Source organism: Actinomycetospora straminea (genome assembly GCF_028737255.1).
In the GTDB taxonomy this organism is placed as follows: Bacteria; Actinomycetota; Actinomycetes; order Mycobacteriales; family Pseudonocardiaceae; genus Actinomycetospora; species Actinomycetospora straminea.
The window spans coordinates 22050-40621 of the sequence record NZ_JAQZAN010000008.1 but is presented as its reverse complement, the minus strand read 5'-3'; the positions used below and the strand labels follow the sequence as shown (position 1 = coordinate 40621).

Sequence of the window (18572 nt, the reverse complement as noted above, 5' to 3'; positions counted from 1 at the left end):
ACACACCACCGGCCGGCACCGCGCGAGGCGGTACCGGCCGGTGAGGTCGCTGCGGTGGCTCAGGCCGCCGCGGCCGAGGCGATCGACTGCACGGCCGAGCCGGCGCGGCGGGCGATGCCCTTGACCTGGTCACCCGGCCGCTGCTGCTCGCTGGCCTGGGCGGAGAGCACGACGATCGCGCCGGTGAGCACCGGGATCGCGTACTGCAGGGCGTGCAGCTGGCGGTTGGCGCTCGCGACGTCGGCCGGCAGCTGCTCGGCGACGTTGCTCGCGGCCTGCCCGATGCGCTTGTCGGCCTCGCGGGCGGCCTCGCCCACGCCGCTGTCGCCGCCCTGCTTGGTGGTGGCGTCGGACAGGGTCGAGGTGGTCGACGACGACACGCCGGACGCCTGGTGGATCACCGCGTCCTCGACCTTCTTGCCGACGAGGCGGGTGTAGCCGGACGCGGCGATCGCGGCGATGGTCAGCGCGAGCTTGGCGTTGACCGTGCCGGTGTGGCCCTTCTGGGCGAGGGCGCGCTTGCGGTTCTCGGCCAGCAGGCCCGCGCCGCCGATGGTGTGGGCGGCGATGGCGGCGACGTTCACCGGGCTCCACTTGGCCCAGCCGATGCTGGACACGCGGTCGGCGGTGCGCCGGTCGCCGGCCTCCTCGGCCGCCGCGTTGAGACCCGCGAGGCCGAACAGCGAGCCGCCGAACCAGGCGGCGAGGCCGACGTCGTGCAGGGCGTGGAGGACGGTGTTGCGCGTGCTCATGGAGGCTCCCTTGCCGGATGGGGGCGCGCGGCGTCGACCGCGGCGCTCGCCGCGGTGCCACACGCCGGGGATGGCGGTGTCTCCCGCCGGGGAAAGGGCTGGCGCGCTCAACCCGATGGTCGAGGGTGGTCGGGTGACGCCGTCGCGAAACCGCGACGTGCCCGGTCGGCGTCGGGTCACGGCGCGACGGTCGGGTGGTGGGCCGCGTCCCGGTAGCGACGCCGGCCGCGCGGGTAGCCCGCGGGCCTGTCGGCGGTGCCCGCGGCTGGCGGACGCGCAGGGCGCCGGTGCCCGGAGATCGTCCGCACGGGAGGGGTCGTGCTCGACGAACGCACCACGACACGCGAGGACGGCGGCCCGTCGCACGACGGCCCCCCGTCCGCGGCAGACCACGGTGGGCGGGACCGTCCCGTGGCGCTCGTGCTCGGCGCGAGCCGGGGGCTGGGGTTCCTCATCGCGCAGGAGCTGGGACGGCGCGGCCACGACCTGGCCGTCGTGGCCCGCTCCGCCGACGGGCTGGAGGCGGCCCGCGGCGACCTCGAGGCCACCGGGGCGACGGTGCTCACGCTGCCCGCCGACCTGGCGTCGCGGCCGTCGGCCGAGCCCGTCGTCGAGACCGCGGTCACGCAGCTCGGGCGCCTCGACGTCGTCGTCGCCAACGCCGGGATCATCCAGGTCGCGCCGGTGCGCGCGCTGACCGCGCAGGACGTCGCCGACGCCCACGACGCGATCTTCTGGAGCGCCGTGTACCCGGTGATGGCGGCGGTCGACGTCATGCGCCGCCGCGGCGGGGGACGGGTCATCGTCATCAGCTCGATCGGCGGGAAGATCCCCACGCCGCGCCTGCTGCCCTACACGGCGGCGAAGTTCGCGACCGTCGGGTTCGCCGAGTCGCTGCGCACCGAGGCCGGCCGCGACGGGATCAGCGTCACGACCGTGGTGCCCGGGCTCATGCGCACCGGGTCGACGCGCAACGCGCTGGTCGGCGGCGACCGCGAGCGCGAGCTGCGGTGGTTCACGACGCTGGCGTCGCTGCCCTTGTTGTCGATGGACGCCGGCGCCGCGGCCCGGCGGATCGTCGCGGGCGGGCTCGCCGGGCGGCCCGAGGTCGTGCTGACGCCGGCGGCGAAGGTGGGCCTGCGCGTGCACGGGATCGCGCCGGGGCTGACCAAGCGGGCGCTGGCGCTCGTCGACCGCCTGCTCCCGGCGCCGGGCGACGAGCCGCCCGAGCCCGGGCACACGCTGCCCGAGCAGCCGTGGTGGCAGCGGATGCTGACCACGCTCGACCGCGGCGCCGCCGTCCGGCACCACGAGCTCGACGACGAGACGCCCCGCCGCTGAGCGTCACGTGCGCGGAATTCGCGGCCAGGGCCGCGAATTCCGCGCACGTGAGGGGGGTCAGCCGGACTTCGACGTGAGCTGCGCCAGGTACCGGTGGCACTGGTGCGCGCGCTCCGAGTCCTGGCTCATCACGGTGCGGAAGAACTCGGCGACCTCGTCCAGGCCGGCGTTCTCCGCGTCGCGGACGTACTGGCCGTAGTCGTGTCCGGCCTTCAACGCGTGGTACTGCACCGACACGAGGTCGAAGGTGACGTCGTCGAAACCGGTCTCTCCGGTGGCCATGGCTGCCCTCCACGGATCCTCTCTGGTGTCCTCCGGGCTGGTCGGTCAACTCGGGCCCGACGGATACCCGATGCGGTGCGCCGCGCACCGGTCGTCAGAAGTCCCGGGCCACCTCGTGCGGCATGCCCTTGGTGAGGCTGCGCAGCTGGATGCGCCGGAAGAGCCGGATCAACGGGCGGAAGCCGAGCTGCACGCTGCCGATGACGAACAGCGTCACGCCGACGTTGAACAGCTCGTGCCAGTAGAAGGCGACGCTGCCGACCGTGAAGAAGAGGAAGATCCCGATGTCGTTGATGATGCTGAGCAGCTCGTAGCGCTGGCGCAGCACGATCTCCTGGTTGCCGAGCGAGATGGTGATCGACTCACCCTCGTGGCCGGCGTCGGGGTCCTGCTGGTCCTGCTGCTGGGTGTCCTGGTCGCTCGTGTCCTGGCTCATTCGGGATCCTCCGGGTGTGGGGATGGCGGCTCGGGCGGACGTGACGTCAGAGGTGGGTGATCCGGGGTCCCGACAAACCTGCGACGCACCCGCGCTCCCGTTTGCGCGCTCCTCCTGCCGGTGACACCGTTCTCGCACTCGGTTCACCCTCGGCAGCCGGGCGCCCACCACCACCCGGATCCCCGGAGGCGCTCGCCGTGAGCCTGCCCCGCCGTGCCGCGGACCTCGTCCGCTCGTGGCCCCTGGTCCGCCAGCTGACCGGGCCCGACCCCCTGGGTCGCGGCGCCGCGGTCGAGTCGAACAGCGCCGACACCGAGTGGCATCCGCGCACCGCCGACGCCGACACCGTGACCCGCTCGGTCTGCCCCTTCTGCGCCGTCGGCTGCGGGCAGCGCGTGTACTCGCAGCACGGGCGCATCACCCACATCGAGGGCGACCCGGACTCACCGATCAGCCGCGGCCGGCTCTGCCCGCGCGGCTCGTCGAGCCTGAGCCTGGTGACCTCGCCGTCCCGCGTGACGCGCGTGCGCTACCGCCGGCCCGGCGGCACCGACTGGGAGGACCTCGACCTCGACACGGCGATGGACATGATCGCCGACCGCGTCGTCGACACCCGGTCCCGGACGTGGCAGGACACCGACGACGAGGGCCGCGTCCTCAACCGCACGCTGGGCATCGCCCACCTCGGCGGCGCCACCCTGGACAACGAGGAGAACTACCTCCTCAAGAAGCTCTACACCGCGCTCGGCGCCGTCCAGGTGGAGAACCAGGCGCGCATTTGACACAGCTCCACCGTCCCCGGTCTGGGGACCAGCTTCGGGCGCGGCGGCGCCACCAACACCCAGCAGGACATCGCGCAGGCCGACTGCGTCGTGCTCGAGGGCTCGAACATGGCCGAGGCGCACCCGGTCGGCTTCCAGTGGGTCATGGAGGCCAAGGCCCGGGGCGCGCAGATCATCCACGTCGACCCGCGGTTCACGCGCACCAGCGCCGTGGCGGACACGCACGTCCCGATCCGACCGGGCACGGACATCGCGTTCCTCGGCGGGCTGATCAACCACGTGCTGGAGAACGAGCGAGACTTCCGCGAGTACGTCGTCGCGTACACCAACGCGCCGATGCTCGTGCGCGAGGAGTTCGTCGACGCCGGTGACGACGACGGCCTGTTCTCCGGCTGGGACCCGGAGTCGCGGTCGTACGACACCTCGACCTGGCAGTACGAGGGTGCCGACGTGGCCGCCGCGTCCGGCGACCGCGACCAGTGGGACTCCGACGAGCACCAGCCCGAGCAGCGCCGCGAGTCGAACCGCCTGACCCACCTGCTCGGCCAGTCCGAAGGTGCGGGCTCGGGCGGGGCGAACTTCACCGGCGAGCCGGTCCGCGACGAGACGCTGCAGCACCCGCGCTGCGTCTATCAGGTGCTCAAGCGGCACTTCGCGCGCTACACGCCCGAGATGGTCTCGCGGGTCTGCGGCATGAGCGCCGGGCAGTTCCGGCAGGTCGCCGAGGCGATCTGCGCGAACTCCGGGCGCGAGCGCACGACGATGTGGGTCTACTCGGTGGGCTGGACCCAGCACACCGTCGGCGTGCAGTACATCCGCGCGGCGTCGATCCTCCAGGGCCTGCTCGGCAACGTCGGCCGGCCCGGCGGCGGGATCATGGCCCTGCGCGGGCACGCGACGATCCAGGGCTCGACCGACATCCCGACGCTCTACGACCTGCTGCCCGGGTACATCCCGATGCCGCACGCCCACAAGAAGATGGAGCTGTCGGACTTCCTCGAGGCCGACGCCGCGGCCAAGGGCTTCTGGGGCAACATGCCCGCCTACATGGTCAGCCTGCTCAAGGCCTGGTACGGCGACGCGGCGACCACGGAGAACGACTTCGGCTTCGGCTGGATGCCGCGGATCACCGGCGACCACTCGACGTTCACGACCGTCCTCAACATGATCGACGGGAACTGCGAGGGCTACTTCGTCCTCGGCGAGAACCCGGCGGTCGGGACGACGAACTCCAAGCAGCAACGCCAGGGCCTCGCGGCGCTGAAGTGGCTCGTCGTGCGGGACCTGCAGGAGATCGAGACAGCCACGTTCTGGAGGGACGGGCCGGAGATCGAGACCGGCGAGATGCGCACCGAGGACATCGACACCGAGGTCTTCCTGCTGCCGGCCGCGACGCACGTCGAGAAGGCCGGCTCGTTCACCAACACCCAGCGGCTGCTGCAGTGGCGGCACAAGGCCGTCGAGCCGCCCGGCGACGCGCGCAGCGACCTGTGGTTCGTCTGGGAGCTGGGCCGGCGGATTCGGGAGCGCCTGCAGGACTCCGGGCTGTCCCGCGACTTCCCGATCAAGGCGCTGACGTGGGACTACCCGACCGAGGGCGTGCACGGCGACCCCGACGCCGAGGAGATCCTCAAGGAGATCAGCGGGGTCGACGCGCACGGCGACCCGGTGTCGGGATACACGGCGCTCAAGGACGACGGGTCGACCGCGTGCGGGTGCTGGATCTACTCCGGCGTCTACGCCGACGGGGTCAACCAGGCGGCGCGACGGAAGCCCGGCGGCGGCGAGAGCATCGCCGCGCTGGAGTGGGGCTGGGCGTGGCCGATGAACCGGCGCGTGCTCTACAACCGCGCCTCGGCCGACCCCGAGGGCAAGCCGTGGAGCGAGCGCAAGGCCTACGTCTGGTGGGACGAGGAGACGCGGTCCTGGACCGGGCACGACGTCCCGGACTTCGAGCCCCACAAGCCGCCGTCCTACGAGCCGCCGCCCGGTGCCGAGGCGCAGGACGCCATCGGCGGGGACGAGCCGTTCATCATGCAGGCCGACGGCCGCATCTGGCTCTACGTGCCCACGGGCCTGGCCGACGGGCCGATGCCGGTGCACTACGAGCCGGAGGAGGCGCCGAGCCGCAACACGCTGCACCCGAAGACCCGGTCGAACCCGGCCCGGGAGCGGTTCGAGCGGCCCGACAACCTCTACAACCCGTCGGACCACCAGCCGGGCTCCGAGGTGTTCCCGTTCGCGTTCACGACGTTCCGCATCGCCGAGCACCACACGGCCGGCGGGATGAGCCGGTGGACGCCGTACCTCGCCGAGCTCGCGCCGGAGATGTTCGTCGAGGTCTCTCCGGCGCTGGCCGCCGAGCGGGGCCTGGAGCACACAGGCTGGGCGACGATCGTGACGGCGCGGTCGGCGATCGAGGCGCGGGTCGTCGTCACCGAGCGGATGAAGCCGCTGCGCATCGACGGCGAGCTCGTGCACCAGGTCGGGCTGCCGTGGCACTGGGGACCGAACGGGCTGGTCACCGGCGACGCCGCCAACGAGATCATCGGCATCTCGCTGGACCCGAACGTCCACATCATGGACACCAAGACCGGGACCTGCGACGTCGTCGCCGGGCGGCGGCCGCGGGGCCAGGAGCTCCTGGAGTTCGTCGACGGCTACCGGGCGCGGGCGGGGATCATCCCGACCTAGTCGGTCACGCGGACCTCGACCCGGCGGCTCGCGGCGAGCGAGTCCCGGGGCCGCTCCGACCCGACGCCGACGGCGGTGAGGCTGCCGGCGGGGACCCCGGCCGCCTGCAGCCGGCGCACGATCTCGTCGGCGCGCCGCTGCGAGAGGTCCTCGGCGTCGTCGGTGTCCTCGCCGGTGGGGGCGGTGTGGCCCTCAATGGTGACCGGTGGCCCGGGGGCCGCGCGCAGCGCCCCGGCCAGGCGCTCGACGGCCTCGTCGGCGCCGTCCGCGGGCCTGGCGCTGTCCGGCGGGAAGCGCAGCGGCGTGGCGGCGAGGACGTCGTCGATCGTGTCCTGCAGGGCGTCGGCGTCGGGAACGACGGCGGCGGACGTCGCGGGCGTGCCGGAGGCGGCGGGCAGGGCCGGCGCGGCCGGGACGGCGGGTCCGTCCGGGGCCGGCGAGGCCGCGGGCGCCGGCGGCGGGTCGGACGTGCCGGTCACCGCGACGGCGACGGCGACGCCGCCCAGGGCGAGGAGGCCGAGCAGGAGCAGGAGCACCCGCAGGCGCCGGCGGGCCCCGGGTGCCGCGTGCGAGCCACCGCCGGCCGGGCCGCGACCGCCCCACCAGTGCGCGCCGGTGTGGGGGCCGCCCGTGACGCGCCCGCGATGGAGACCGCCGCCAGTCACGGCCCGCCCCACCTCCTCCGGTCGGGACGCACTGTGCCCGGTCCGCCGGACGACCCGTGCAGGAGCAGCGAGAATCCATCCGGACGGCCGCACCGCGTTGCGACGGTCGGCCCAGGTGCGCTTCGCGCAGGTGAGCAGAAAGAAGTGCTCAGGCACTTCTTTCTGCTCACATGCCGTCAGGCACCCGTGCGGGGGGTGAGGCCGGCGGCCCGGATGCCGGCGACGACGGCCTCCTCGTCGGCGAGCGAGGCGTCCCCGCTGGCGCCCGCCGCGCCGAGCAGGGTGCCGGCGTCGTCGTGGATGAACACCCCGCCGGGCACGGAGAACACCTTGCCGCCGGTCAGCGCCGCGACCGAGGTGAAGAACTCCGCCGAGTCGGCGGCGCGCGCCGCGATGGCCCGGCTGTCCATCCCCAGACCGAGCACGCCGTAGGCCTTGGCGGTGGCGACGTCGGGGCGCAGGAAGCCCGACCCGTCCTCACGGCCCAGCGCCACGACCGCGCCGCCCGGGTCGAGCACCGCCACCGTGAGCGGCTTGAACCCCTGCGCGCGGGCGTGCGCGAGCGCGGCGGACACGATGCTCTGGGCCTGCTCGAGGCTGATGCTCATGGCGGGCCGGTACCCACGGCGAGGGCCCGCATCACACCGGTCGTCGCGGGCGCACCCCCGCGGGACCGGTCGCCATGGGCACCGACCGGGTGACACCCGCCCGGCCGCCCGTCGTCACCCACCGCTCGTCCGCGGTCACCGACGGCTCACCGTCCGGTCGCCCGCAGGTCCCGGTGTCCCGGTCACCGGTCCACTACGGTGATCCGGACCGTCGAACCGGGAGGGGGCGGCATGGAGGGACGCCACGGCGCCCCGACGCGCGAGGCCGCCGAGGCCGCTGCGGCGCGCGCCCCCGCGACGACCCCCGCGCCCGGGCTCGCGGCCCCGCCGCCCGACGGCGGGCCGGGCCTGCTCGACGGCCTCGAGGAGGGCGTCGTCGTCTGCGACCGCGCCGGTGTCGTGCGCGCCGCCAACCCCGCCGCCCGCGCGCTGCTGCCCGCGCTGCGCGTCGGCGAGGTCGTCGACGTCGCCCGCTGCGAGGTCCTCGCGCGCGCGGTCCACGACCGGGATGCGCCCGCGAGCTTCGAGACCGTCGTCGTGCACCCCGAGGGCGAGCGCCACCTGCGCGGACGGCGCGGCCCGGTCCTCGGCCCCGCCCCGCCCCCGCCGCCGGAGCCCCGGGACGGCGACACCACCTGGTATCTGCGCGACGTCACCGGCGAGCACGCCCGCACCGACACGCTGCTCGCCGCCCAGGAGCGCGCCGCGTTCCTCGCCGAGGCCGGGCGCGCGCTGCACGGCGTGCTGCACCTCGACCGCACCGCCCGCCGCGTCGTCGCGCTCGCCGTCCCGCGCCTGGCCGCGGGCGTCACGCTCGTCGTGCGCCACGACGACACCCTCACCTGGGCGTGCGCTGAGCTCGGTGGCGGTCGCCCGCGCCTCGGGCACGCGGAGGCCACCGACCTCGCCCGCGTCCCCCGCCTCGCCGCCGCGCTGACCGGCGAGGGCGCCGGCACCGGCGACCCGTTCCTCGCCGGCGACCTGGCGACGCTGACCGGGCTGGAGGCGCCCGCCGGGGGAGTGCGCGCGCTCGCGGTGCCCACCACCGGGGTGGTCGACGCCCTCGTCGTGCTCGCCGGGCCCCGCAGCGCCGGCCCGGACACCGGCGACGCGCTCGCCGTCGCCGAGGAGGACGTGCTCACCTCCTACGTCGCCCGCGCCGGCGCCGCCCTGGCCGCGGCCGCGCTGCACGAGGAGCAGGCCCACCTCGGCGCCGTGCTCCAGGAGAGCCTCGCCGCGTCGCGCCTGCCCGCCACCCCCGGCATCGCGTGGGGCGCGGCCTACCGCCCGGCGCGCGAGACGATGCGGGTCGGGGGCGACTTCTACGAGGTGGTCGACGGCTCCGAGCGGTCCGCCTTCCTGCTCGGCGACGTGTGCGGCAAGGGCATCGAGGCCGCGGTGCTCTCCGGGCGGGTGCGGCAGTCCTGGCACGCGCTGCGGCTGCTCGAGGACCGTCCCGGTCGCCTGCTCCCGCTGCTCAACACCGCCCTGCTCGACGCCGTCGCCACCCGCGCCGAGAGCCCGCGGTTCGCGACGATGGTGCTCGGCGACGCCCGCCCCCTGGGCGACGGCACGGTCGTGCTGCGCCTGGCCACGGGCGGGCACCCGCCGCCGCTGGTGCTGCGCGCGAGCGGGGAGGTCGAGGCGGTGCCGGTGTCCGGGATGCTCGTCGGCGGCCTGCGCGAGGCCCGGTTCGGCGAGGCCGAGGTGCTGCTCGGGCCCGGCGACACCTGCCTGCTCTACAGCGACGGTGTCGTCGAGGCCCGCGGCGCCGGCGACTTCTTCGGCGAGGAGCGCCTCGCCGAGACCCTCCCGCGCTGCGCGGGTACTCCCGCCGCTGTGCTGTGCGAGCACCTCGAGCAGACCGTCGTGTCCTGGCTCGACGGCCACGACCACGACGACATCGCGATGCTCGCCGTCCAGGCACCCCCGCACGCGGCCGGTGTGCCGCCGAAGGAGTGAGGGGTGACCACCACGTCCCCGCCCACCGATCCCGTCGCCCTGCGCGCGGCCTACCTCGAGCGGCTCGCCGCGTCCGACGAGCCCGGCGCGGTCGCGGTGGCGCTCGGGGCCCTCGACGCGGGCGTCGACGCCGAGACGGTGCTGCTCGACGTCGTCGCCGGCGCGCAGCGCGAGGTCGGCGACCTCTGGGCGGCGGGGGAGTGGACCGTCGTGCAGGAGCACGTCGCGACCCACATCAGCGAGCGGGTCGTCGCGGCGGTCGCCCAACGCGCCCCGGCGCCCGCGTCCAGCGCGCTCGGGAAGGTCGCGGTGGCCTGCCTCGACGGCGAGTGGCACGGGCTGCCCGCGCGGCTGCTGGCCGAGGTCCTCGCCCGGCACGGCTGGGCGGTGGAGTTCCTCGGCGCCTCGGTGCCGGCCGCGCAGCTCGCGACGCACCTGCACCGCGCCGGTCCGGACGTCGTCGCCATCTCCAGCTCGCTGCCCTCCCGGCTGCCCGCCGCGCGGCGGATGGTCGAGGCGTGCCACGCCACCGGCACGCCGGTGCTCGCCGGCGGGGCCGCGTTCGGCGAGGACGGCCGGTGGGCGCGCGCCGTGGGCGCCGACGGCTGGGCGCCCGACGGCCGGGCGGCCGCCGCCATGCTCGCCGCGGACCCCGACGGGCCGTGGTTCGCCGACGAGGCCGCGACGGCGACCGGCACCCCCGGCGACGTCCCGGCCCGCGAGGAGCAGGCGGTCCTGCACGCCCGGCGCGCCGAGCTCGTGCGCCACGTCGCCGCGGCCCTGCGGCCCGAGACGGCCGGCGGCCCCGTCGGCACCGTCCCCGACGAGCTCGCGGACGACCTCGGTCACCTCGTCGACTTCCTCGCCGCCGCCGTGTTCGTCGACGACCCGGGCCTCTTCGACGGCTTCGTGCGCTGGGTCGGCACGGTGACGATCCCCGACGGCCTGCGGACCGGCGAGGTCGCGGCGGCCCTCGACGCGCTGGCCGCGGCGTTGGCAGACTCCCCCCGCACGGTCCGACTCCTCCGCTCCGCTCCCGGGGCCCACGGAGGCCAGCCCGCCACGGTGGGGTGAGGAGGTGGCGCGATGCCCGAGCTGACCATCCGCACCGAGCGGACGGACGGCCCCGGTGGCCAGGCCGTCGTCGTGGTGGGCGGTGACCTCGACTACGACAGCCACGGCCGGCTCGACGACGCCGTCGGCGCGGCGCTGGACGATCCGCCCGCGGACCTCGTGGTCGACCTCGCCGAGGTGACCTACTGCGACTCCTGCGGCCTGCGCGTCCTGCTCGGCGCCCACCGCCGTGCGACCGAGGTCGGCGCGACCTTCGTGCTGCGCGGGGCCCGTGGCCAGCCCGCCCGGGCGCTGAAGCTGACGGGCCTGGACCAGGTCTTCACCTGACGACGGGCGTCAGCAGCGGGGTGCGGCGGTAGAGGTCGACCGAGACCACCGCGAGCCAGACCCACACCAGCAGCAGCGCGACCCAGAACCCGAGCACGACCGCCGGCGACGACGAGCCCGACGCGATCCCCGCGAACGCGACGAGGAAGAGCGCGCCGGTGACCCACGAGAGCACGGCGCGCGGCCCGTTCCGGTACCACCGGCCGAGCGCGCTCGCGCCGGCGACCAGGCAGAGGAAGCCGAGGCCGCCGACGACGAGGTGCCCGACGCCGCCGACGCTGACCGTCGCGGGCGGGCCGTCGGGCGTGCCGGGCGGGTAGCCGTTCATCGGGTCGGCGACGAGGACCCCGGCACCGACCATCCCCACGCCGTACGCCGCGACCAGCCGCGGGCCCCACACCGACCCCGGCCCGCCGCCGAGCAACCGCAGCGCGCGGCTCATCCCGACCGCCGCCGCGACCGTCATCAGCCCGGTGAGCACCAGGTTCGCGACCTGGATCCAGCCCCAGGGCCCGGCGGCGAGCAGGCTCAGGTCATGGCGGGCGAGGTCGAAGCCGTCGCGGGTCAGGGCCTGGGCGAGCCCGACGACGACGTAGAAGGGCCCGGCGAGCACCCCGTACCCGAGCAGCGAGCGCGTGATCGCCGCGTGCCGGTCGGCGTCGCCGCGCCCCACGAGAGGGCTGCCGGACGGGCCGGTGGGACGCGTGTCGGACATGGCGACGACCTCCGGGAGCGGCTGGACTGATCGGTACTGCAGCGAGTACCGCACGATACTGATCCTGGTACCGTACCGTCCAGATCGGAGGTGGTGGGCCGTGGACGACGGACTCCTCGTGCGGGTGGGCCCCGGGCCGGCGCCCCGGAGCGACGAGGCCGCCGGCAAGCGCGCGGTGATCGTCCGTGCCGCCACCGAGCTGTTCCTGGCCCACGGGTACACCGCGACGCGCACCGAGCAGATCGCGGCGGCGGCGGCCGTGTCCAAGCAGACCGTCTACAGCCACTTCGGCGACAAGGAGCGCCTGTTCCGCGAGATCGTCCTCGGCGTCACGGCCACCGCGGAGGCCTTCGCCGACGGTCTCGCCGGCACCCTCGCCGACGTCACGCGGCCCGGCGACGTCGAGCCCGCGCTGCGCGACCTCGCCCGCCGCTACCTCGCCGCGGTGATGTCGCCGCAGGTCCTGGCGCTGCGGCGGCTGGTCATCGCCGAGGCGACGCGGTTCCCCGACCTCGCCGCCACCTACTGGCAGCGCGCGCCCGGACGGGTGCTGGCCGCGCTCGCCGAGGCGTTCGGGGGCCTGGCGGACCTCCTGGCGATCCCCGACCCCGCCCGCGCCGCGGACGACTTCGCGTTCCTCGTCCTCGGCCGGCCCCTCGACCACGGCATGTTCCACACCGAGGCGGCGGAGCCGGCGACCACCGACCTCGCGGCCGCCGCCGACCACGCCGTCGACGTCTTCCTGGCCGCCTACCCGCTGCGGGCGGACTCCACGAACGCCCAGTAGGTCGCCGCCCACTGCTCGGCGGCGTCGACGTGCGGGCCGTGGCCGGAGCCGCTGAACTCCTCGATCGCCACGCGCCCGCCGGCCGCGCGGTAGGCCTCGAGCACCTCGCGGATCTGGCTGACCATCGGCTGGGGCGGGAAGGCGTCGGCGCCGGGCCAGCCGGGCACCACCCCGCTCGCGCCGAGGGTGCCGAGCTCCAGCGCCGAGCCGTCGGCGACCACGACGTCGTCGCTGCCGTGGGTCCAGAGCACCGGCGGCTTCTCGGCGAGCGTCGGCAGCCACGACCAGTCGCAGTACTTCGGGGACAGCGCGTTGAGCAGCCCGCGCGTGCCCGGCGCGCTGCCCGGCCAGTTCTCCGAGGTCTGCGCGTCGCCCGGGTAGCCGTCGTCGGAGATCGTCGTCAGCAGGATCTCGTCGACGAGCACGTCCTCGCGGTCGCGGGGCTCGCGGTGCCCGGCGCGCCAGTAGGTCGCGTTCATGACGTTGCGGGGCGAGAGCGGGCTGTCCTCGCCGCGGTCGCCCTCGCGCAGGCGGCGGACGAACTCGGGGTTCGCCACGCCGGCGCCCGAGCCCGCGAAATCGGGCCAGCAGGGGCTGCCGTCGGGGAAGGTCCCGCCGAACCCGTACGGGGAGACGGGGTCGAGGAAGGTCAGCGACGCCACGCGCCGGGCGCGCGCCACGAGCGCGATCGCCGCCCCGGCGGTGGACCAGCCGACGAGGTGGACAGGGCGGTCGATGCCCAGCGCGTCGAGGAACCCGACGAGGTCGTCGGCCCAGTCACCGAGCCCGCGCGTCGCGTCGATCGGGGCGGGCTCGGAGCGCCCGAAGCAGCGCATGTCGGGCGCGAGGATGCGCCAGCGCTCGGGCGCGCCGGGCATGAGGTGCTCGAAGAACCGGCCCGTCGAGAGGTTCCCGTGCACGAACACGACGGGCTCGCCGTCGGCCGGCCCGGACTCGAGGTAGTGGGTGCGGATGCGGCCCTGGACCTCGGCCGCGCGCACCCCCGGCATGAGGTGGTCCATCAGGCGCTCGTCTCCGTCTCGGGCAGCCGCGCCAGCAGCGCGTCGACGTCGGTACCACGGGGCAGCGTGCCGAACGCGTGGCCGTGGTCCCCGACCACCCGCGAGCTGACGTAGGCGTCGGCCACCGCCGAGGGGGCGTGGCGGACCAGCAGTGCGCCGGTCAGCAGCACCGCCATCCGCTCGGCGAGGCGCCGCGCACCGCGCTCCTCGGGGGCGCCCAGCTCGGCCTCGACGTCCTTGAACCCGGCGTCGACGCGGTCGTCGACCCCGAGCACCTCCTCCCGGTAGGCCTCCAGCGTCGCGGGCTCGCGGGCCAGCAGGCGCAGCAGGTCGAGGGCGTTGACGTTGCCCGAGCCCTCCCAGATCGAGTTCAGCGGCGCCTCGCGGAACAGCCGGGGCATGCCGGACTCCTCGACGTAGCCGTTGCCGCCGAGACACTCGAGCGCCTCGCCGACGACGGCCGTCTGGCGCTTGCAGATCCAGTACTTGCCCAGCGTCACGCCGATCCGCCGGAATGCCGCCTCGCGCGGGTCGCCGGCCGCGCGGTCCTGCGCGCCCGCCAGCCGCATCGCGAGGGCCACCGCGCCCTCGGACTCGCAGGCCAGGTCGGCGAGCACCTCGCGCATCAGCGGCTGTTCGATCAACGTCCGGCCGAACGCCGAGCGGTACCGCGCGTGGTGTGCGGCCCGCGACACCGCCGCCCGCATGCCGGCCGTCGAGCCCAGCGCGGTGTCGAGGCGGGTGCAGGCGACCATCTCGATGATCGTCCGCACGCCCCGGCCCTCGTCGCCGACCCGCCAGGCCACGGTGTCCTCGAACTCCGGCTCCGACGAGGCGTTCGACCGGTTGCCGAGCTTGTCCTTGAGCCGCTGGATGCGGAACGTGTTGCGCGTGCCGTCGGGCAGCACGCGCGGCACGAGGAAGCACGTCAGCCCGCCCGGTGCCTGGGCGAGCACGAGGAACAGGTCGCACATCGGGGCGCTGGTGAACCACTTGTGCCCGGTCAGCCGGTAGACGGTGTCGTCGGAGCCGTCGGGCCGGGCGACCGTGGTGTTCGTGCGGACGTCGGAGCCGCCCTGCTTCTCGGTCATGCCCATGCCGGCGAGCAGCCCGCGCTTGGTCGTCGGCACCCGCAGCCCGGGGTCGTGCACCCGGCTGGTCAGGCCCGGGCCGTACTGCGCGAGCAGCTCGGGCGCGGCGCGCAGGGCGGGCAGGACGGCGTAGGTCATCGTGATCGGGCAGCCGTGGCCCGCCTCGACCTGGCTCCACGTCACGTAGCCGGCCGCGCGGGCGACGTGGGCGCCCGGCCGGTCGTCGGCCCACGCGGCGCCCGCGAAGCCGTGCTCGACGGCGACGCGGGTCAGCTCCTGGTAGCCGGGGTCGTAGTCGACCTCGTCGATGCGGTGCCCGACGCGGTCGTGGGTGCGCAGCCGGGGCTCGTGGCGGTGCGCGGCGTCGGCCCACGCCTGCGCGGTCGCCGAGCCGGCCAACCGTCCGACGGCGTGCAGCTCGTCGCGGTACCACCCGGCACCCTCGCGCTCGAGCGCCTCGAGCAGCGGCGGGTCGGCGGCCACGTCGTGGCCGACGAGATCGGGGACCTGGTTGGTGACCTCATGCGTCGCGGGCACCCGTTGATCCGACCACGCCGCGGGCGCGTGATCCAGGCCCGGGCGCGGGCCCGCCGCGGGCCAGCGCGACCAGCCCCGGCCGGTCGTGGATCTGGTAGACCCCGCGCCCCACCGGCTCGATGATCCCGCGCTGCACGAGCGTCGCCAGCGCCTGGTTGACCGACTGCCGGGCCGCCCCGAGCCGGCTCGCCACCTCGGCCTGGCGCAGGGTGACGACGACGAGGTCGGAGCCGTGCTGCCGGCTGGCCAGCAGGAACTTCGCGACGCGGCGCACCACGGGCAGCGATCCGAGGTCGGTCATCTGCTCCGTGAAGGCCTGCAGCCGCTCGGCGATGTGGCGGGCGATCGCGATCCCGAGCTCGCGGTCGGCGGCCAGCATCGTCGGCAGCAGCGTCGCCGGCACGCGCAGCACGCGGGTGTCGTCGAGCAGCCCGCGCATCGTGGCGAAGTAGGGGATGTCGGCGACGACGTTCTCCAGGCACAGGCTCTCGTGGCGGCGCTCGGCGACGAAGTAGAGCATCGACTCGGGCCCCGCCGGGTCGCCGCGCCACGCCCCGACCCGCCCGCGCAGGAGCACGAAGAACGCGTCGGCGGCGCCGCCCGAGCGGTAGAGCTCGGCGTCGCGGGCGAGGGTCACGACGGACGTGGCACGGGCGGCCTCCGCGAGGAGGTCGCCCGGCAGGCGGCGGAACCACTCGATCTCCGCGAGGTCCTCGACCGTCGGCCGCATGGCCGAACCGTAGCGTTCCGAAGGACCCCCGTCCTGGTCACGGAACGCACCGCTCCGACCGCCCCTTGTCGCCTGCCGGGCGACGGGGCACCGTGGGCCCGGTCACGGTGATCTCGAGGAGGAGCTCATGGCCGACGTCCCGTCGATGCGGGAACTGCTGGGCGAGAATCCCCCGCAGAACTGGGGGAAGTGGGGCGACGACGACGAGGTCGGCTCCCTGAACTACCTCGACGCGAACCAGGTGCTCCGCGGCGTCGCCAGCGTGAAGAACGGCCAGGTCTTCACGCTGCAGTGCCCCATGGGCCACCCCCACGGCGACCCGGTCTTCCCCGGTCGCGAGGGCATCAAGCGCGAGATGGTCTGGGACCACGACGTCTTCGAGTCCGGCGAGGGCCCGAGCTTCCCCGGCGGCATCCGCGCGACGGACGACAAGGCCGAGATCTTCCTGCAGGGCTCCTCGCAGTACGACGCGCTGGGGCACGCCTGGTACGACGACACACTCTGGAACGGGCGCCACGCCGACACCACCAACGGTGGCGGCATGAGCTGGGCGTCGATCCTGCCCATCGCCGAGCGCGGTGTCGCCGGCCGCGGCGTGCTCATCGACATGGCGCGCCACCGCGGCAAGGACTGGCTCGACAAGGGCGAGACGTTCACGCACGAGGACCTGCAGGAGGCCGCGTCGGCGCAGGGCGTGACCATCGAGAACCGCGACATCCTGCTCGTGCGCACCGGGTTCCTGAAGTACTTCTACGCGACCCCCGCCGAGGAGTTCTACGAGGGCTTCGTCGAGCCGGGCCTGACCTACTCGCCCGAGCTCGTGCAGTGGTTCCAGGACAAGGAGATCCCGAACCTCGTCACGGACACCATCGCCAACGAGGTCACCGCACACCCCGAGACCGGGGTGCTGCTGCCGCTGCACGCCTCGCTGCTGCGCAACCTCGGCGTCAGCCTCGCCGAGATCATCTGGCTCGACGACCTGGCCGACGCCTGCGCCGCCGACGGCCGGTGGGACTTCCTCTACACCGCCGCGCCCCTGAAGATCCACGAGGCGACCGGGTCGCCCGTCAACCCCGTGGTGATCCGCTGATGGGGACCTACGACGAACGGCCCTGGCTGCCGCGCTACCGCGACGACTACCCCCACGACGTCGAGCCGGAGTACCCGAGCGCGCTGGCGATGTTCTCGGCGGCGCTGGAGCGCTCGCCGGACACCGAGATCGTCCGCTACTTCGACGGCACGCTGACGCTGCGCGAGCTCGACCGCCTCTCCGACCAGTTCGCCGTCGCGCTCACCGACCGCGGCTTCGAGAAGGGCCACCGGCTCGCGACGTACCTGCAGAACATCCCGCAGGTGCTCATCGCCGTCATCGGGACGTGGAAGGCCGGCGGCATCGTCGTCTCGATCAATCCGATGAGCCGGACCCGCGAGCTGACGACGCTGCTCTCCGACTGCGAGGCCACCGCGCTGCTCGCCGAGGAGGACCTGTTCGGGCAGGTCGCGGCCGAGGTCGTCCCGACGATCCCGTCGCTGCGCATCGCCTGGACGACGTCGCCGCTCGAGTACCAGACCCGGCACGACGAGCGGCTCTTCACGGGCATGGAGCGCACGCGCCACGAGGGCACCGAGGACCTCACCGAGGTGCTCGCGTCGATCGGGGACCGGAAGCCCGAGCCGGTGGAGCTGGGGCTCGACGACGTCGCGTTCCTCGGCTACACCTCCGGCACGACCGGCCCGCCCAAGGGCGCCATGAACACCCACCGCAACGTGGTGTTCAACGCGCGCACCTACCGCGACTGGATCCAGCTCGGTCCGGAGGACTCGGTGCTCGGCGTCGCGCCGCTGTTCCACATCACCGGCGTCATCGGGCACATGGCGATCGCCCTGCTGATCCCGATCCCGCTGGTGCTCGCCTACCGCTTCGAGCCCGGCGTGGTGCTCGACGCGATCCGCGAGCACCGGCCGACGTTCTCGATCGGCTCGATCACCGTGTTCATCGCGCTGATGAACGCCGAGGGCGCCCAGCGCGAGGACCTCGCGTCGATGACCCGCCTGTACTCCGGCGGCGCGCCGATCCCGCCGTCGACGATCAAGGCGTTCTCCGACCAGTTCGGGCTCTACATCCACAACTTCTACGGGCTCACCGAGACCAGCTCGCCCTCGCACGGCGTCCCGCGTGAGGCCGACGCCCCGGTGGACGCGGCGTCCGGGGCGCTCTCGGTCGGCGTGCCGGTGTTCTCGACGGTCGTGCGCATCGTCCGCGACGACGGCACGGATGCCGACGTCGGCGAGGTCGGCGAGATCGTCACGCGCGGCCCGCAGGTGGTGCCCGGGTACTGGAACAAGCCCGAGGAGACGCAGAACGCGCTGCGCGCCCCCGACGGCTCGGTGGAGCTCAAGACCGGCGACGTCGGCTACATGGACGCCGAGGGCTGGTTCTACGTCGTCGACCGCAAGAAGGACCAGATCAACGCCGGCGGCTACAAGGTTTGGCCCCGCGAGGTCGAGGACGTGCTCTACGAGCACCCCGCGGTCCGCGAGGCGGCGGTCGTCGGCGTGCCCGACGAGTACCGCGGCGAGACGGTCAAGGCGTTCGTCTCGGTGCGCCCGGGGCAGAGCGTCGATCCCGACGAGCTCATCGCGTTCTGCAAGGAGCGGATGTCGGCGTACAAGTACCCGCGCCAGGTCGAGCTGATGGACGAGATCCCCAAGACCGTGACGGGGAAGCTGCTGCGTCGCGCGCTGCGGTCATGAGGCACTCGTGGGT

At 74.6% G+C, this 18572-nt stretch carries 17 protein-coding genes; 8 read left to right on the top strand and 9 right to left on the bottom strand.

The window, feature by feature from the left end:
* Positions 1–59: 59 nt before the first annotated feature.
* A complete protein-coding gene (locus tag PH190_RS12925) occupies positions 60–752 on the bottom strand; it encodes a hypothetical protein (protein ID WP_274231928.1) in 693 nt (230 codons plus the stop codon).
* A gap of 411 nt (positions 753–1163) precedes the next feature.
* Here PH190_RS12925 and PH190_RS12920 point away from each other — a divergent pair, with 411 nt between their 5' ends.
* On the top strand, positions 1164–2093 hold the full coding sequence (locus PH190_RS12920) for an SDR family NAD(P)-dependent oxidoreductase (RefSeq protein ID WP_274231927.1): 930 nt from the start codon (positions 1164–1166) through the stop codon (positions 2091–2093).
* A 57-nt stretch (positions 2094–2150) separates the two neighbouring features.
* Here the strand turns inward: PH190_RS12920 and PH190_RS12915 are convergent, their stop codons facing one another.
* Both PH190_RS12915 and PH190_RS12910 read right to left on the bottom strand, forming a co-directional pair.
* Positions 2151–2375 carry an acyl carrier protein gene (locus tag PH190_RS12915; RefSeq protein ID WP_274231926.1) on the bottom strand — a complete coding sequence of 75 codons (225 nt, stop codon included), beginning with the start codon at positions 2373–2375 and terminating at the stop codon, positions 2151–2153.
* A 94-nt stretch (positions 2376–2469) separates the two neighbouring features.
* Positions 2470–2811 carry a YrhK family protein gene (locus PH190_RS12910; RefSeq protein WP_274231925.1) on the bottom strand — a complete coding sequence of 114 codons (342 nt, stop codon included), beginning with the start codon at positions 2809–2811 and terminating at the stop codon, positions 2470–2472.
* A 203-nt stretch (positions 2812–3014) separates the two neighbouring features.
* Here PH190_RS12910 and fdh point away from each other — a divergent pair, with 203 nt between their 5' ends.
* Positions 3015–6287, top strand: a complete 3273-nt coding sequence (gene fdh / locus PH190_RS12905) for a formate dehydrogenase (RefSeq protein WP_274232095.1) — start codon at positions 3015–3017, stop codon at positions 6285–6287.
* Here fdh and PH190_RS12900 read toward each other — a convergent pair.
* Both PH190_RS12900 and PH190_RS12895 read right to left on the bottom strand, forming a co-directional pair.
* Positions 6284–6952, bottom strand: a complete 669-nt coding sequence (locus tag PH190_RS12900; protein WP_274231924.1) for an OmpA family protein — start codon at positions 6950–6952, stop codon at positions 6284–6286. The two genes, fdh and PH190_RS12900, sit on opposite strands and share 4 nt — an antisense overlap.
* A 176-nt stretch (positions 6953–7128) precedes the next feature.
* The gene (locus PH190_RS12895) at positions 7129–7560 is read right to left on the bottom strand and encodes a GlcG/HbpS family heme-binding protein (protein WP_274201723.1); all 432 of its coding nucleotides are present in this window, start codon (positions 7558–7560) and stop codon (positions 7129–7131) included.
* A gap of 231 nt (positions 7561–7791) precedes the next feature.
* Here PH190_RS12895 and PH190_RS12890 point away from each other — a divergent pair, with 231 nt between their 5' ends.
* From PH190_RS12890 to PH190_RS12880, 3 genes are read left to right on the top strand one after another with little or no spacing between them, the layout of a single operon-like run.
* Positions 7792–9522, top strand: coding sequence for a PP2C family protein-serine/threonine phosphatase (locus PH190_RS12890; protein ID WP_274231923.1), 1731 nt, complete (start codon positions 7792–7794; stop codon positions 9520–9522).
* Between the two features lie 3 nt (positions 9523–9525).
* The gene (locus tag PH190_RS12885) at positions 9526–10596 is read left to right on the top strand and encodes a cobalamin B12-binding domain-containing protein (RefSeq protein WP_274231922.1); all 1071 of its coding nucleotides are present in this window, start codon (positions 9526–9528) and stop codon (positions 10594–10596) included.
* A gap of 12 nt (positions 10597–10608) precedes the next feature.
* Positions 10609–10923, top strand: a complete 315-nt coding sequence (locus PH190_RS12880) for an STAS domain-containing protein (protein ID WP_274231921.1) — start codon at positions 10609–10611, stop codon at positions 10921–10923.
* On the opposite strand, the gene PH190_RS12875 is transcribed toward PH190_RS12880, so the two are convergent.
* Positions 10916–11638 carry a DUF998 domain-containing protein gene (locus tag PH190_RS12875; protein WP_274231920.1) on the bottom strand — a complete coding sequence of 241 codons (723 nt, stop codon included), beginning with the start codon at positions 11636–11638 and terminating at the stop codon, positions 10916–10918. The genes PH190_RS12880 and PH190_RS12875 overlap by 8 nt on opposite strands.
* A 100-nt stretch (positions 11639–11738) precedes the next feature.
* On the opposite strand from PH190_RS12875, the gene PH190_RS12870 reads away from it, so the two are divergent.
* The gene (locus PH190_RS12870; RefSeq protein WP_274231919.1) at positions 11739–12425 is read left to right on the top strand and encodes a TetR/AcrR family transcriptional regulator; all 687 of its coding nucleotides are present in this window, start codon (positions 11739–11741) and stop codon (positions 12423–12425) included.
* Here the strand turns inward: PH190_RS12870 and PH190_RS12865 are convergent.
* From PH190_RS12865 to PH190_RS12855, 3 genes are read right to left on the bottom strand one after another with little or no spacing between them, the layout of a single operon-like run.
* Positions 12389–13447 (bottom strand): alpha/beta fold hydrolase, encoded by a 1059-nt coding sequence (locus PH190_RS12865; protein ID WP_274231918.1) that lies wholly within the window; start codon positions 13445–13447, stop codon positions 12389–12391. The two genes, PH190_RS12870 and PH190_RS12865, sit on opposite strands and share 37 nt — an antisense overlap.
* A complete protein-coding gene (locus PH190_RS12860; protein ID WP_274231917.1) occupies positions 13447–15075 on the bottom strand; it encodes an acyl-CoA dehydrogenase family protein in 1629 nt (542 codons plus the stop codon). The genes PH190_RS12865 and PH190_RS12860 overlap by 1 nt, the downstream gene beginning before the upstream one ends.
* Positions 15059–15805, bottom strand: coding sequence for a Crp/Fnr family transcriptional regulator (locus PH190_RS12855; RefSeq protein ID WP_274231916.1), 747 nt, complete (start codon positions 15803–15805; stop codon positions 15059–15061). Before PH190_RS12855 ends, PH190_RS12860 begins: the two co-directional genes overlap by 17 nt.
* Positions 15806–15932: 127 nt before the next feature.
* Here PH190_RS12855 and PH190_RS12850 point away from each other — a divergent pair, with 127 nt between their 5' ends.
* Both PH190_RS12850 and PH190_RS12845 read left to right on the top strand, forming a co-directional pair.
* Positions 15933–16895 carry a cyclase family protein gene (locus PH190_RS12850; RefSeq protein ID WP_274231915.1) on the top strand — a complete coding sequence of 321 codons (963 nt, stop codon included), beginning with the start codon at positions 15933–15935 and terminating at the stop codon, positions 16893–16895.
* Positions 16895–18559 carry a class I adenylate-forming enzyme family protein gene (locus PH190_RS12845; RefSeq protein WP_274231914.1) on the top strand — a complete coding sequence of 555 codons (1665 nt, stop codon included), beginning with the start codon at positions 16895–16897 and terminating at the stop codon, positions 18557–18559. The genes PH190_RS12850 and PH190_RS12845 overlap by 1 nt, the downstream gene beginning before the upstream one ends.
* The last annotated feature ends 13 nt before the right edge of the window (positions 18560–18572 follow it).

What these genes read in the sequence shown, in the direction of transcription:
- PH190_RS12925 (WP_274231928.1), bottom strand. Translation starts at nt 752, where the DNA reads ATGAGCACGCGCAACACCGTCCTCCACGCCCTGCACGACGTCGGCCTC.
- PH190_RS12915 (WP_274231926.1), bottom strand. Translation starts at nt 2,375, where the DNA reads ATGGCCACCGGAGAGACCGGTTTCGACGACGTCACCTTCGACCTCGTG.
- PH190_RS12910 (WP_274231925.1), bottom strand. Translation starts at nt 2,811, where the DNA reads ATGAGCCAGGACACGAGCGACCAGGACACCCAGCAGCAGGACCAGCAG.
- PH190_RS12895 (WP_274201723.1), bottom strand. Translation starts at nt 7,560, where the DNA reads ATGAGCATCAGCCTCGAGCAGGCCCAGAGCATCGTGTCCGCCGCGCTC.
- PH190_RS12890 (WP_274231923.1), top strand. Translation starts at nt 7,792, where the DNA reads ATGGAGGGACGCCACGGCGCCCCGACGCGCGAGGCCGCCGAGGCCGCT.
- PH190_RS12880 (WP_274231921.1), top strand. Translation starts at nt 10,609, where the DNA reads ATGCCCGAGCTGACCATCCGCACCGAGCGGACGGACGGCCCCGGTGGC.
- PH190_RS12875 (WP_274231920.1), bottom strand. Translation starts at nt 11,638, where the DNA reads ATGTCCGACACGCGTCCCACCGGCCCGTCCGGCAGCCCTCTCGTGGGG.
- PH190_RS12865 (WP_274231918.1), bottom strand. Translation starts at nt 13,447, where the DNA reads ATGGACCACCTCATGCCGGGGGTGCGCGCGGCCGAGGTCCAGGGCCGC.
- PH190_RS12855 (WP_274231916.1), bottom strand. Translation starts at nt 15,805, where the DNA reads ATGCGGCCGACGGTCGAGGACCTCGCGGAGATCGAGTGGTTCCGCCGC.
- PH190_RS12850 (WP_274231915.1), top strand. Translation starts at nt 15,933, where the DNA reads ATGGCCGACGTCCCGTCGATGCGGGAACTGCTGGGCGAGAATCCCCCG.
- PH190_RS12845 (WP_274231914.1), top strand. Translation starts at nt 16,895, where the DNA reads ATGGGGACCTACGACGAACGGCCCTGGCTGCCGCGCTACCGCGACGAC.